13 protein-coding genes are annotated in these 13,593 nt (G+C 65.3%); 3 read left to right on the top strand and 10 right to left on the bottom strand.

From position 1 onward, the window contains the following. Positions 1-56: 56 nt before the first annotated feature. Positions 57-842 (top strand): 3'-5' exonuclease, encoded by a 786-nt coding sequence (locus tag AC1RRP_RS10270; RefSeq protein ID WP_493035788.1) that lies wholly within the window; start codon positions 57-59, stop codon positions 840-842. Between the two features lie 38 nt (positions 843-880). Here the strand turns inward: AC1RRP_RS10270 and AC1RRP_RS10275 are convergent, their stop codons facing one another. The 6 genes from AC1RRP_RS10275 to AC1RRP_RS10300 form a co-directional block, all read right to left on the bottom strand. Next, the gene (locus AC1RRP_RS10275) at positions 881-2,644 is read right to left on the bottom strand and encodes a methyl-accepting chemotaxis protein (protein WP_493035790.1); all 1,764 of its coding nucleotides are present in this window, start codon (positions 2,642-2,644) and stop codon (positions 881-883) included. Next, positions 2,641-5,181 carry a putative bifunctional diguanylate cyclase/phosphodiesterase gene (locus tag AC1RRP_RS10280; RefSeq protein ID WP_493035792.1) on the bottom strand — a complete coding sequence of 847 codons (2,541 nt, stop codon included), beginning with the start codon at positions 5,179-5,181 and terminating at the stop codon, positions 2,641-2,643. Before AC1RRP_RS10280 ends, AC1RRP_RS10275 begins: the two co-directional genes overlap by 4 nt. 22 nt (positions 5,182-5,203) lie before the next feature. After that, the gene (locus AC1RRP_RS10285) at positions 5,204-5,398 is read right to left on the bottom strand and encodes a hypothetical protein (RefSeq protein WP_493035794.1); all 195 of its coding nucleotides are present in this window, start codon (positions 5,396-5,398) and stop codon (positions 5,204-5,206) included. Between the two features lie 10 nt (positions 5,399-5,408). Beyond that, positions 5,409-6,941 carry a methyl-accepting chemotaxis protein gene (locus AC1RRP_RS10290; protein ID WP_493035796.1) on the bottom strand — a complete coding sequence of 511 codons (1,533 nt, stop codon included), beginning with the start codon at positions 6,939-6,941 and terminating at the stop codon, positions 5,409-5,411. Positions 6,942-7,135: 194 nt separating this feature from the next. Continuing rightward, positions 7,136-7,720 carry an ANTAR domain-containing response regulator gene (locus AC1RRP_RS10295; RefSeq protein WP_493035798.1) on the bottom strand — a complete coding sequence of 195 codons (585 nt, stop codon included), beginning with the start codon at positions 7,718-7,720 and terminating at the stop codon, positions 7,136-7,138. Then, positions 7,717-9,615: an MASE1 domain-containing protein gene (locus AC1RRP_RS10300; protein WP_493035800.1), complete on the bottom strand. Its 1,899-nt coding sequence runs from the start codon at positions 9,613-9,615 to the stop codon at positions 7,717-7,719. Before AC1RRP_RS10300 ends, AC1RRP_RS10295 begins: the two co-directional genes overlap by 4 nt. Positions 9,616-9,722: 107 nt before the next feature. Here AC1RRP_RS10300 and rlmD point away from each other — a divergent pair, with 107 nt between their 5' ends. Next, on the top strand, positions 9,723-11,135 hold the full coding sequence (gene rlmD / locus AC1RRP_RS10305) for a 23S rRNA (uracil(1939)-C(5))-methyltransferase RlmD (protein WP_493035802.1): 1,413 nt from the start codon (positions 9,723-9,725) through the stop codon (positions 11,133-11,135). Positions 11,136-11,148: 13 nt separating this feature from the next. Here rlmD and AC1RRP_RS10310 read toward each other — a convergent pair whose 3' ends face one another. Both AC1RRP_RS10310 and AC1RRP_RS10315 read right to left on the bottom strand, forming a co-directional pair. Further along, the gene (locus tag AC1RRP_RS10310; RefSeq protein WP_493035804.1) at positions 11,149-11,508 is read right to left on the bottom strand and encodes a hypothetical protein; all 360 of its coding nucleotides are present in this window, start codon (positions 11,506-11,508) and stop codon (positions 11,149-11,151) included. Between the two features lie 117 nt (positions 11,509-11,625). Further along, on the bottom strand, positions 11,626-12,324 hold the full coding sequence (locus AC1RRP_RS10315) for a Bax inhibitor-1/YccA family protein (RefSeq protein ID WP_493035806.1): 699 nt from the start codon (positions 12,322-12,324) through the stop codon (positions 11,626-11,628). A gap of 189 nt (positions 12,325-12,513) precedes the next feature. On the opposite strand from AC1RRP_RS10315, the gene AC1RRP_RS10320 reads away from it, so the two are divergent. After that, positions 12,514-12,921, top strand: a complete 408-nt coding sequence (locus AC1RRP_RS10320) for a GlcG/HbpS family heme-binding protein (RefSeq protein ID WP_057675664.1) — start codon at positions 12,514-12,516, stop codon at positions 12,919-12,921. A 43-nt stretch (positions 12,922-12,964) separates the two neighbouring features. Here the strand turns inward: AC1RRP_RS10320 and hemP are convergent, their stop codons facing one another. Together hemP and AC1RRP_RS10330 are read right to left on the bottom strand one after the other, a co-directional pair. Then, positions 12,965-13,171 carry a hemin uptake protein HemP gene (hemP, locus tag AC1RRP_RS10325; protein WP_493035808.1) on the bottom strand — a complete coding sequence of 69 codons (207 nt, stop codon included), beginning with the start codon at positions 13,169-13,171 and terminating at the stop codon, positions 12,965-12,967. Between the two features lie 7 nt (positions 13,172-13,178). Beyond that, positions 13,179-13,589 carry an ExbD/TolR family protein gene (locus AC1RRP_RS10330; protein WP_493035810.1) on the bottom strand — a complete coding sequence of 137 codons (411 nt, stop codon included), beginning with the start codon at positions 13,587-13,589 and terminating at the stop codon, positions 13,179-13,181. Positions 13,590-13,593 lie beyond the last annotated feature (4 nt).

The following is a 13,593-nucleotide window of genomic DNA, read 5'->3' on the forward strand; positions in this document are numbered from 1 at the left end:
GGGGGGTCCTGATACGCCCGCAGGGCTGGTCATGGTCGGACTGGTAAAGTCCGGCCATGACCAGCCCTGTACTTGTCTTCGACATCGAATCCATCCCCGACATCGCCGGTCTGCGTGCCCTGCGCGACATGCCCGCCGACAGTCCGGACGAGCAGGTCTACGCGGCCTGGCTGGCCGAGCGCAAGGAAAAAGGGCAGAGCGATTTCATGCCCCTGCACCTGCAGCGCATCCTGGTCATCAGCGCCGTGTTTCGCAACGCCGAGGGCCTGCGCATCCATTCCTTCGTCGACCGTGACGGCAGGAGCGAGGGCAAGGTCATCCAGACCTTCTTCAATACGCTGGAAAAACACGTGCCCCAGCTGGTCAGCTGGAACGGTGGCGGCTTCGACCTGCCGGTGCTGCACTACCGCGGCCTGCAGCATGGGGTGGTGGCCGACAAGTATTGGGACCAGGGCGAGGACGACCGCGACTTCAAGTGGAACAACTACATCAGCCGTTACCACATGCGCCATCTGGACCTGATGGACCTGCTGGCCATGTACCAGCCCAAGAACAATGCGCCGCTGGACGCCATGGCCAAGCTCTGCGGCTTCCCCGGCAAGCTGGGCATGGACGGCTCGGCCGTCTACCCGGCCTATCTGGACGGCAAGCTGGAAGACATCCGCCGCTACTGCGAGACCGATGTGATGAACACCTACCTGCTCTACTGCCGTTTCCAGAAGATGCGCGGCGGTCTGCTGGAGGCCGAGTACGACCGCGAGATCGCGCTGGTCAGGGAAACGCTGGGCCAGCTGGCGCAGGCCGAGCCGCACTGGGACGAGTACCTCAAGGCCTGGGTCTGAGGTAAGGCCGCGAGCGCGGCCGTCCCGGCATCAGGTGCTCAGAATGACTCCCAGTCGCCGCTGTCTGCCGGCGGTGTCGCCGGCTTGACGGGTGTCACCGGCTTGGGCGCATCGAGACGCGCGATCTCGCTCTTTTTCAGAGGGGTTGTCGTGTGTTGCCCCGGGCCTTTGTGGCTGGGTGAAGGTGAACTGTTCGCGCGCAGGGCAGCGGCTGCCGGCAGGGTGGCCGCAGCGAGCACGGCCTGCGGCCGAGTGGCCTGCTGATCCAGCTTGAACACGGCCACCACCTGCACAAGTTCCTGGGCCTGACCGTTCAGGCTGCCAGCCGCCGCCGCCATCTCCTCCACCAGCGCCGCGTTCTGCTGTGTGGCCTGGTCCATCTGCATCACCGCTTCGCCGACTTGCGATACGCCGGCGCTCTGCTCCACACTGGCCGCGCTGATCTCGCCCATGATGTCGGTCACCCGGCGGATGCTGCCGACGACTTCCGCCATGGTGGCGCCGGCCTGATCCACCAGGGCCGTGCCCTGTTCCACCCGGCCCACGCTGTCGGTGATGAGTGTCTTGATCTCCTTGGCGGCCTCGGCGCTGCGGCCGGCCAGACTGCGCACCTCGCTGGCCACCACGGCAAAACCGCGGCCTTGTTCGCCCGCGCGGGCGGCTTCCACGGCGGCATTGAGCGCCAGGATGTTGGTCTGGAAGGCGATGCCGTCGATCACGCTGATGATGTCGGCGATCTTCTTGCTCGAATCATTGATGCCCTTCATGGTGTCGACCACCTGGGCCACCACCTCACCGCCCTTGACCGCCACCGTGGACGCACTTTGCGCGAGCTGATTGGCTTGGCGGGCGTTGTCAGCGTTCTGCTTGACGGTGGAGCCCAACTCCTCCATCGAGGCGGCCGTCTCTTCCAGCGCGCTGGCCTGGCTTTCGGTGCGAGCCGACAGGTCCTGGTTGCCCTGGACGATCTGGGCGCTGGCGGTAGCCACGGACTCCGAGCCCTGGCGCACGGTGCTGACCACCTTGACCAGGCTGTCCTGCATGGCCGCGAGGGCCTGCAGCAGTTTCGCCACTTCGTCCTGCCCCTGCACCTGGAAGCGGTGGCTCAGGTCGCCTTGCGCCACGGCATCGGCCGCCGTGATGGCCTCGTCCAGCGAGCGCGTGATGCCACGCACCAGGACCATGCCGAACAGCACGGAAAACAGGAGGCCGGCAACTATGGCGGCGATGGCGATCAGGCGGATGGTTTCATAGCGCGCCACGGCCGCATCGTATTCTCCCTTGGCCACATCGAGCTGCAGCTTCATCAGGGCATCCACCCCTTCCCGCACGGGGGTGTACAACGGGCGGACTTTTTCTACCACGATCCGTTTGGCACCCTCCAGGTCATTGGCTCGCAGCGCCGTGACGGCGGGTCTGAGGCCTTCCTGCACGAATCGGGCGCGATCCTCGGAAAATTTCCTGGCAAGCCGGGCTTCTTCGGTGGTCAGGGTGGTGGCCATGTAGGCCTCCCAGATCTTGCCTATCGCGCTGATGTTGGCCTCAACCTCGGTGGTGTTCCTGGCGATTTCCTCGGGGGCCGGAAAGGCCAGGCTGTTGGCAATGGCCAGCCGGTTGCGCAAGTTCAAACGGTTGATGTCGGCAATCTGGCCAGTGTGCACGGTACGGTCCTCGTACACCGTCTTGAGCGCTGCGTTGGACTGGCCGATGCCCAACAGGCCCAGCAGTCCGATGCCGACAAGGATGGCCGACATCAGGCCGATCAGGATGATCAGTCGCGTGGATATCTTGAACTGGTTCATGTTTTCTCCTCCTGAGGCGAATCGGATTTCTGTTGACTGAAATGTCTGCTCAGCAGGCCACTGAACTCGTTCAGTGGCAGTGGCCGGTGGAACAGATAGCCCTGGCCGCTATTGCAGCCATAGAGCGTCAGGCGGTCGCGCTGCGCCTCGGTTTCCACGCCTTCTGCGATCACGTCCAGGCCCAGGTTGCGTGCCATGCCGATGATGGTCTGCACGATGACGTCGTCGTTCGGGTCGTCGGTGATATCGCGTACAAAACTCTGGTCGATCTTGAGCTTGCTCACGGGCAGGGTCTTCAAATAGGCCAGCGAGGAGTAGCCGGTGCCGAAATCGTCCAGCGAGACCGTGCAGCCCAGCTCAATCAGCGCATTGAGCTGCTCCAGCGCCTGACGCGGCTGGGTCATGGCCACGCTTTCCGTGATCTCCAGCTCGAGCCAGCGGGCGTGGGCGCCGGTACTCGCCAGGGTGGCGCGCACCTTGTCGGCCAGCTGTCCCTGGTGCAGCTGGTGGGCCGAGACGTTGACGGACAGGCGCAGTGGCGTGCCGGCGCGCTGCCACGCAGCGATCTGCTGGCACGCGGTCTCCAGCACCCAGTCCGACAGCGGCAGGATCAGCCCGTTGGCCTCGGCCAGGGGGATGAAGCGGTCCGGCCTGACCTGGCCCAGTACCGGGTCGTGCCAGCGCAGCAGGGCCTCGGCACCCTCCAGGCGGCCATCGCGCAGATCGACCTGAGGCTGGAAATGCAGGTGCAGCAACTGCTCGCTGATGGCGGTCTTGAGCCGTGCGTTCAGCTGCATGTCCTCGTGGGTGCGGCGGTCCATGTCCTGTGAGTAGCAGGCGTAGGCTCCGCGCCCGGCCTGCTTGGCCTGGTACATGGCCATGTCGGCGTAGCGCAGGAGTGTGTCGCTGTCGCGCGCATCGTCGGGGTAGTAGGCCAGGCCGATGCTGGCGCCGCTGTAGACCTGCTGGTCCGGCAGCACGAAGGCCTCCTGCAGGCACGACAGGACCTTCACCGCCACGCTGACCGCCTCGTCTGCCAGGTTGATCTCGGGCAGCAGGATGGCAAATTCGTCACCGCCCATGCGTGCCAGCGTGTCGCTGGCGCGCAGCACGCTCTGGATGCGTCGGCTGGCCTGCACCAGGAGGGCGTCGCCCGAAGCATGGCCGAAGGTGTCGTTGACGGCCTTGAAGTGGTCCAGGTCGACAAACAGCACGGTCACCTGCTTTTCCGATCGCTCTGCCAGCAGCAAGGCCTGCCGCAGCTGCAGCTGAAACAGCCAGCGGTTGGGCAGGCCGGTCAGTTCGTCGTGCGTCGCCTGATGACGCAATGATTCTTCCAGCTTCTTGCGTTCCGTCAGGTTGCGGATATAGGCAATCGCGTGCGGGGCGCCATCGACTTCCCAATAGCCCAGCGAAATGTCCACGGGCTGCTGGCCGCCGTCCTTGCGGTGCAGCTTCAGGTCCATCACGCCCATGGGGCGGCTTTGCGGCGCGTGGAAGTAGTCGAGCATGGACTGCGCATGGCGCTCGCGCAGGTGCGGCGGCAGGAAGATGGCTACGTTCTGCCCCAGCAACTCCCTGGGCGAGTAGCCGCTGAGGATCTGCATGGCCGGGTTGGCCAGCACGATCTGCCCTTGCCGGTCCACCCAGAGTACGCCGTCGGGCGCGGCCGTGAGCGTGGCATTCTCGCGCTGGTACAGCATCTCCAGATGTTCCAGTGGGCGCCGCAGCGCTTCGTTGAAGGTGGCGTGGAACAGGAAGAGGTAGGACGCTACCTGGTAGACATGTGCCACCGCGTGAGGAATGCTTTCCTGCGCACCGAACGAGCTGCCGAAGAAGACCCCCCCGACGGCGGACAGGGCTGCCGCGAAGATCAGGGCCATCAGGCATTCCTGTTCGAGCGCCTGGCGGCGTTGCCAGAAGATGGCCAGGGTGACCAGATTCAAGACGGGTATGGCGCCCTGCAGAACCCAGAAAATGGCCGTCCGGCTGCCTTGCTCACCGAGCAGGGTGGGCAGCAGCACGGGGTGGGTCAGTACCAGATACCCGGGGATGAGGACCCATGCCAGCATGATGCCGATAGCCAGTCGCTTGCGGAACCTGGGCACGTCCGGTACGGCAGGCATGGCGGCATACATCAGCAGGGCAACGGCGGCCAGCAGGCGGGCGCCCAGACTGAACCCGAGGGAGAGCTGTTCGCCGGGTGGCGTCATGTCGCCGTGCAGTTCCCCGTGGGTGAGCAGATGCAGGAAACCCAGAACCCCGACACCGAGGAAGGCAATGCCCAGCCAGACCACCGCGCCCTTGCGGGGTGACAGGATGGCGCGGTAACCGGTGATGAAGATCAGTATGGCGACCACCACCTTGAGCAGATCGGCCCCCACCCGCCAGTAGGGCAGCCCTATGCCGGTCGGTGCCCGCGAAAGATCGTGTTGCGACAAGGCCAGCATCAGCGGTATGGAAAGCACCAGCAGGCCCACGCCGATGCTGAACTGGTAGGGGTGACGGTGGGGTTGCAGGGCTTGGGAGGCGGTCATCGCGGCATTCGGTGGCGGCGTTTCAGTCGGGTTTGCACTGCAGGATCAGTGCCTCGGCGGCCAGGCGCGCCTGTTCGCGACTCGCGACGTCGGTCTCGTACAGGTGGTCGCGCAGCAGCAAGGACGCCTTGAGCAGTTCGTCACGGGCCAGTTGCATGGCCTGGATCATTTCGTCCAGTTTCTGGGGCGGTATCGAGGGCGTTTGCGGCGTGTTCATGTCGGCTGACTCAGACGGAGAAGACGCGAATGGCTTCCATCAGGCGCTGGGCCTGCTCGCGCATGCTGCCGGCCGCGGCACTGCTTTGTTCCACCATGGCGGCGTTCTGCTGCGTCATCTCGTCGAGCTGGGACACGGCCTGTCCCACCTGCGAGATGCCGATGGCCTGCTCTTTGGAGGCGGCGGTGATCTCGGCGATCAGGTCATTGACGCGCCGCACCTGGCCCACCACTTCGTTGATGGTCTGTCCCGCCTGGGCCACCTGCTGGGAGCCGGTATCGACCTTGCTGACCGAGTCGGCGATCAGGGCCTTGATCTCCTTGGCCGCTTCGGCGCTGCGACCTGCGAGTGAGCGGACCTCGGCCGCCACGACGGCAAAGCCACGGCCCTGTTCGCCGGCGCGCGCGGCTTCCACGGCGGCGTTGAGGGCGAGGATGTTGGTCTGGAAGGCGATGCCGTCGATCGCGCCGATGATGTCGGCGATGCGGCGGCTGGCGTCGGAGATCAGATCCATGGTGGAGATCAAGTTGGCGACAGCCTGGCCGCCGCGGCTGGCAGCCTCGCTGGTGGTGCCGGCGAGCTGGCTGGCCTGCTGGGCGGTGTCGGAGTTCTGTCGCACGGTAGCGGTCTGCTCTTCCATGGCCGCGGCAGTCTCTTCCAGGCTGGAAGCGGTTTGTTCGGTGCGACTGGACAGGTCGTTGTTGGCGGTGGCGATTTCCTGGCTGGCCACATGCAGGCCGGAGACCTGCTCGTTGACGTCGGACACCAGCGACTGCAGGTTCAGCCCGGCTTGGGTGATGGCGCGTGCCAGCAGGCCGATGTCGTCACAGCGGTCCAGGCTCAGGTCGCTGGCCGCCTCCCCGCTGGCCACCTGCTGGGCCGTGCAGCGCACGCGCGCCAGCGGGCCGGTGACCTGCGCTTCGATGAAGAGATCTGCCAGCAGCAGGCCAAGCGCCAGCCCGGCACCCAGGCCGGCCTGACCCGCTGCGACCAGCCGGGGAACCAGGAGCGCGGTCAGCGCCAGCAGCGGCAGGCGCACGCGCCAGGCCGTGGGCAGCAGTTGCAAGGTGCTCATCCAGCGCAGCCAGCCGGTGCGCACCACCAGACCGCGATGGAAGGCCAGACCGGCGGCCTTGCCCTCGCGAAAGCGCCGGTACAAGTCCTCGGCGGCCTGTATCTCCTCCCGACCTGGCTTGGTGCGTACCGACAGGTAGCCCACCACCTCGCCGTTGCGGCGCATGGGCGCGGCGTTGGCGCGGACCCAGTAGTGGTCGCCATCCTTGCGCCGGTTCTTGACCAGGGCGGTCCAGGACTGGCCTTCCTTGAGGGTGCGCCACATGTCGGCAAACGCTTCGACTGGCATGTCGGGGTGGCGCACCAGGTTGTGGGGCTGGCCGATCAGCTCATCGACGCGGTAGCCGCTGGTGCGGATGAAGGCCGCATTGGCGTACTGGATGTGGCTGGAGGTGTCGGTGGCCGACAGCAGTGTTTCGTTGCCGGGGAACTCGTATTCCCGCTGGGTGACCGGTAGGTTCGTGCGCATGAGGTTCCTCGAACTGATGCCTGAGCGTCAATAACCAAGCCGCGCGGGTGCGCCGGATGACGGTTCAACAAGGCAGGTTCAGGGCCTCATGGGCAGACTGGCCGCTGATGCAGCCAGTCCGATCCGCTTTTTATAGCACGATACCTTGATCGATATCAATCAGAAACGATGGAGTGGTGCCGGTTCCGTGCTTATTAACCACGGATGATCTCGGCCGCCAGTTCGGCCAGCTTGCGGCGCTGGGTGCGTGCCGCCTTGCGCAGCAGTTCGAAGGCTTCCTGGCGCGGTAGCCCTTGCTGCGCCATGGTGATGCCGACGGCGACGCTGATGTCGCGCTCGGCGTCCAATGCGGCCTGCAACTGGGCCCGCGTTTCCCGCAGGCCCTGCAGTTCGTTGGCGCGTGCGAGGGCCGCCTGGATGGCGGGCATGAGCTGTGAGGTGTCCAGTGGTTTGACCAGGTAGCCCAGGGCGCCAAGCTGGCTGGCCTGGCCGATCATGTGCTCTTCGCTGTAGGCGCTGAGCACGACAAAGGGGACGTGGTCCAGTTCACGCAGGCGCCGCGCCAGGTACAGGCCGTCCTGCCCGCTCATGCGGATGTCCACGATGGCCAGGTCGGGGCGCATGCCGCCGGCCAGCATCACTTCGGCTTCTTCGGAGGATTCAGCCGTGCTGACGCGGTAACCCGCATGCTGCAGGCCCGTGCTCAGCGTTGCAATCACGAGCCGGTCATCGTCAACCAGCAGGAGATGGGTGGGCGTGGTCTGGTCTGGCGTATTCATGCCGGTTGATTTTCCAGGTGAACGACCGGGGGGGAGATTTCCAGCCGGGTGAGAACCTCGTTCTCGAGCTGTTCCCGGGTCAGCCTGGCGCCCTCGCGTGGCATCAGCGAGGCGATCAGCTGCAAGCCGGCGTGGTGCGCGGTCGGACGATCGGTGTTGGCGCGCAGATAGCCCGAGTTGCGGATGGTTACCTGGATGTCCTCAAGGCCGGCGCCTTTTCGCAGCGTCACGCTGACATGCCCGTGGGCCTTGCCGCCATGCTTGACGGCGTTGACCAGCAGTTCGTTGAGTACCAGGGCGATCGGGACGGCCTCTTTTTCGGCAATGATGCCGGGTGTCCAGAGGGCAGGGATGTCCACGGCAATAGGGGTCTGCCAGACGGACTGGACATCGGTGGCGATGGCGCTGGTCAGTTCACACAGGCGCACGGTGTCCAGGGAGGCGTGGCCCTGCAGGCCGTGCAGCACGGCAATGCTGCGGATCTGGCTCATGACCTGGTTGATGGCCTCGGTCGTCTGCGGGTTCTCTTGCGCAAACAGGCGAAGCAGGCCGGAAATGCCCTGCAGGTTGTTCTTGATGCGATGGTGAACCTCTCGCACCAGCGCGTTCCGGTGAGCGGTTTCATCGGCCAGGCGCTTGGCCTCCTGCTGCTTCTGGACGGTGATGTCCGTGTGGGTGACGACGTAGTTGGTGATGACACCGTCTTTGTTCTTCACGGCCGTACAGGTCAGCCATTGGGGGAAAATCTCGCCACTCTTGCGCCGGTGCCAGACCTCGTCATTCCAGACCCCGTGTTCTCGCCCGGAGCGCCAGGCGTTCTCGTAAAAGCTGGCCGGATGGCGGTCGGAGCGCATGAAGGTGGTGGGCTGGCCCACCACTTCTTCCTGGCTGTAGCCCATGATTCGCGTGAAGCTCCGGTTGGTGCGCAGGATGCGCATGTTGGCGTCGGTGATGATCATGCCCTCCTGGCACTCGAATGCCGTGGCGGCGATGCGCAGGTCGGACTCGGCGCGTCTGTAGCCCTTGATGTGCAGGGCCAGAAACATGATCATCAGCCAGCTGAAGGTGATGAAGAACCAGCCATCGATCAGCCGGGTTTGGGCGTCCGGATGGGCCATGAACCCTGTGTTCTCATGGATGCCCAGCATGGCTTGCACGCTGATCGTGCACAGGACGAGGATGGCACCATGCAATCCCAACCGGGCGGCCGCCCAGAATGCCATGGGCAGCAGCCAGTAGCCCTTGGGTACAAAATTGGAGAGTTCCTGGGAAAGCCAGCCCCGAAATACGATCTGGCCCGCGAGCAAGGTCAGCCCCAGGAGCAGGGCCGCTTCAGTCCAGTACGGACGATGCTTCAACTCGCCCGGGACCTGTCGCCATATCAGGATCAAGGGGGTGACCAGAAGGATACCGAGTGCATCTCCGATCACCCACTGCACCACGTTTCTGCCCAGATCGTCGGGCGACAGGTTGCCCGTGGCGGTCATGCTGCCGACACCGAACAGGGCGCTGAGCACGCTGGCCGGAATGGCCGCCCACACGATAAGGCGGGCAAAGTCGCCGAGTCTGTCGAGGTCCCGGTTGAATTTGGCATCACGCCGCAGCAGCCAACTTCCCAGCAGCGCACCCAGCGTGGCCCCGCCCGCACTCGTCACGGCGGCAGGCAAGGCAAGGTCCAGCATCAATTCCGAGGCCAGCGCCCCCGCGAAGATTCCCCAGGCCAAGCGGTTGCCGCCAAGGAGCAGGACAGCCAGGCCCAAGCCGCTGGCGGGCCAGAACGTGCCGATGGTCCCGGCAAGCGAAAAAAATTTCAGGGACAGCTGGGCCAGCGCGCCGTAGAGCGTGGCGGTGCCCAGCAGCTTGAATGCAAAAGGGAGGTTCTGTAGGGTCTTCAAGCCTGCTCCGCGGCCATGTCCTGTGGTGGATGAGGCAGCGACTGCCTGCTGATTTGCAGTTTAACCTCGGGGACAATAGCGGCATGACGGAAGAAACCAGAAACAACGTGAATATCCCACCGAACGGGCTGTTGATCGAATCGCTCGACATCGAAGCCCAGGGCATCGCCCACCGGCCCGACGGCAAAGTCGTGTTCGTCGAGGGGGCGCTGCCCTTCGAAGTGGTCAGCGCCAGCGTCAACCGCAGCAAGAACAACTGGGAGCAGGCCACCGTCACGGCCATCCACCAGGAGTCGTCCCAGCGCGTGCGGCCCGGCTGCCCGCATTTCGGCCTGCATGCCGGGGCCTGCGGCGGCTGCAAGATGCAGCACCTGCATCCGGGCGCCCAGGTGGCCGTGAAGCAGCGCGTGCTGGAAGACAACCTCTGGCATCTGGGCAAGGTGCGCGCCGAGACGGTGCTGCGCCCTATCGAAGGGCCGGCCTGGGGCTACCGCTACCGCGCCCGTCTGTCGGTACGGCATGTGCGCAAGAAGGGCACGGTGCTGGTGGGCTTTCACGAGCGCAAGAGCCGCTACGTGGCCGACATGGAGATCTGCCCGGTGCTGCCGCCGCACGTGAGCGCCATGCTGATGCCGCTGCGCGCCCTGATCGGCTCGCTCGACGCCATCGAGACCTGCCCGCAGATCGAGCTGGCCTGCGGCGATGCGGTCACGGCGCTGGTGCTGCGCCATCTGGAGCCGCTGAGCGCGGGGGACCTGGCCAAGCTGCGGGCCTTTGCAGAGCAGAACCCGGTTGTGCAGTGGTGGCTGCAGCCCAAGGGGCCAGACACCGTGCATCTGCTGGATGACGGGCCGGATGCGCAGGTGCTGAGCTACGCGCTGCCAGAGTTCGGCATCACCATGCCTTTCAAGCCCACCGATTTCACCCAGGTCAATCCGCACATCAACCGCGTGCTGGTCGCGCGCGCGCTGCGCCTGCTGGATGCCCGCAAGGACGAGCGGGTGATCGACTGGTTCTGCGGCCTGGGCAACTTCACCCTGCCCATCGCCACCCAGGCACGCGAGGTGCTGGGCATCGAGGGCAGCGAGACGCTGGTGGCGCGCTCACGCGAGAACTACACAGGGAACCAGGCCAGTCGACCGGCCGCCCAGGCCCTGGCGCCGACGGCTTTCGTGGCACGTAATCTGTTCGAGATGACCCCCGAGCTGCTGATCCAGGATGGCCATGCCGACAAGTGGCTGGTCGATCCGCCGCGCGAGGGCGCCTTCGCCCTGGCCAAGACCCTGGCCGACCTGCACCAGCAGAACGTGGATCCCGCCAACCACCCGGCCACGCCGGGGGCGCAGGGCTGGACACCACCGCAGCGCATCGTTTACGTAAGCTGTAACCCGGCCACGCTGGCGCGCGACGCGGGCCTGCTGGTGCACCAGGCGGGTTACCGCTGTACGGCGGCAGGGGTGGTGAACATGTTCCCGCACACCGCGCACGTCGAGAGCATGGCGGTGTTCGAGCGGGCCTGAGCGGCCCTGCGGGTCAGGAGGCTTTTTTGTCGGTCGCGGCCGGCTTGAGGGCCGGGGCCGGCTTTTTCTCGGCGGTGGTCGGCTTCTTGTCTTCAGCCTCTTCCTTGGCCTCGGGCGTAGGCTGGCCTTCGATTTTGTTTTCCCGCATGTACTGATCCATCTCGCGCCAGCCTTCGAAGACGGCGGTCTTCAGGGCCTTGGGGTTGAGCAGGTAGCACTCCTCGATGCCGCGCACCGCGTAACGGCAGGCGCCGCCGATGGCCTTGCCTTCGGCCTCACGCTGCGCAATGCGCGGGTCCGGACCCAGCCCGGGGATGTCGCAGGCGGCCAGCAGCAGGGCGAGGGCGGGGATGAGCAGGAGGCGCAGCGTCATGGGTTTGCAGGAGAGCGTACTGACCTTATCGGCATTTCAGGGGGCAGGTTGAGTGTCGCATGGCAGGCGGGATGAAAAAAAGGCCCCGCAGGGCCTTTTCCGGGGGCTGTTCTGCCCTTATTCGCGTTCGCCGCCAAAGATGCCCAGCAGGGCCAGCAGGCTCTGGAACACGTTGACGATGTCCAGGTAAAGGGCCAGCGTGGCGCTGATGTAGTTGGTTTCGCCGCCGTCGATGATCTGCTTGATGTCGTAGAGCATGTAGGCGCTGAAGATGCCGATGGCCAGCATGGAGATCACGATCATGCCGGTGCTCGAACCGACAAAGACGTTGATGATGCCGCCCACCATCAGCACGATGGCGCCGACGAACAGCCATTTGCCCATGCCCGACAGGTCACGCTTGATCACCGTGGCCAGGCTGGCCATGACGAAAAACACGCCGGCGGTGCCCGCGAAGGCGGTCATGACCAGGTCGCTGCCGTTCTTGAAGCCCAGCACCATGGCGATCAGGCGCGAGAGCATCAGGCCCATGAAGAAGGTGAAGCCCAGCAGCACCGGTACGCCGGCGGCCGAGTTCTTGGTCTTCTCGATGGCGTAGATGAAGCCGAAGGCGCCGCCCAGGAAGACGATCAGGCCGACAAAGCCGGTCAGGGCGGCAGTGATGCCGGTGGCCACGCCGATCCAGGCGCCCAGCACGGTGGGCAGCAGGCTCAGGGCCAGCAGCCAGTAGGTGTTGCGCAGCACCTTGTTGCGTTCGCTCGGCGAGAGCACCTGGCCGTAGCTGGTGGGGTCGAGAGTTTGAACTTGCTCGCTCATGTCGTCATCTCCTTGTAAGCCTGGGAACAGAGGTCACCCAGTTGCGGTCATTCTAGGCGGATTCAAGTCGCCCGCTGCAATCCATACACACCCTGTGTATTTGTCATGGCAGTTTTGCGACGCGAGGCTGCTGCAACCCCGGGTTCTGGGGCTATGCTTGCGGCTGTCATTTCCTTGCCATTTCCCACCATGCAAACCAAATCCATCCTCCAGCTCGCAGACCTCAAGAAAATCGCCGCCGCCGCCGAGGCCGAGGCCCTGAAGAACAACTGGGCCGTCAGCATCTCCATCGTCGACGATGGCGGGCACCTGCTGTGGCTGCAGCGCCTCGATGGCGCCGCCCCGATTTCCGCGCAGATCGCACCGGCCAAGGCGCGCACCTCGGCCCTGGGCCGCCGCGAAAGCCGCATCTACGAAGAGATGATCAACGGCGGCCGCGTGTCTTTCCTCAGCGCCCCGGGCCTGGACGGCCTGCTCGAAGGCGGCGTGCCGATCATGAAGGACGGCCAGTGCCTGGGCGCCGTGGGTGTCAGCGGCGTGAAGTCGGTGGAAGACGCGCAGATTGCGCGCGCCGGCATTGCCGCCATCGGCCTGTAAAAGCGCTCGCTATCAGGAGCAAGGGGCCCATTCGGGCCCCTTGTCATTTGGTGAGGATCAGCTTGCCCTGGCGTGTGGCCTGCAGGCGGTAGAACTCGCCGTTGTGGCGGATCGTGACCGCCTTGCCGCCTTGCAGCAGGGTGGCGCTGTCCAGCAGCAGGTCGGGCGGTTGGCGCACGGTGGCTTCCCTGTCCGCGTCCCGGCCGGCAGGCGCGAGCGGGGCAGGGGCGTGGTTCATCGCGGCCGTCATGCCGATGTCAGCGCTTGGGCTCGGAGACGAAGCCGATCTTGCGCAGCCCGGCCTGGTGCGCCATGGCCATGGCCTGCGCCACGCGCTCGTAGCGCACGGCCTTGTCACCGTTGATGTGCAGTTCGGGCTGCGGGGTGCGCGCGCCCTCGGCCTGCAGCAGCGCCGGCAGGGCTTCTTCGCTGACGGCATTGCCGTTGAGGTAGTAGGCGCCGGCGGCATCGACCGACAGGCGCAGCGTTTCCGGCTTGATCTCCTCGCGCTGGCTCGTGGCCTGCGGCAGGTCCACGTTGACGGCGTGTTTCATCACCGGCACGGTGATGATGAAGATGATGAGCAGCACCAGCATGACGTCGACCAGCGGCGTCATGTTGATCTCGTTCATCACCTCGTCGGTGTCGTCCTGGGTTCCGAAGGCCATGGCA

The sequence above is a fragment of the Hylemonella sp. GW821-FHT12C09 genome, assembly GCF_058807395.1.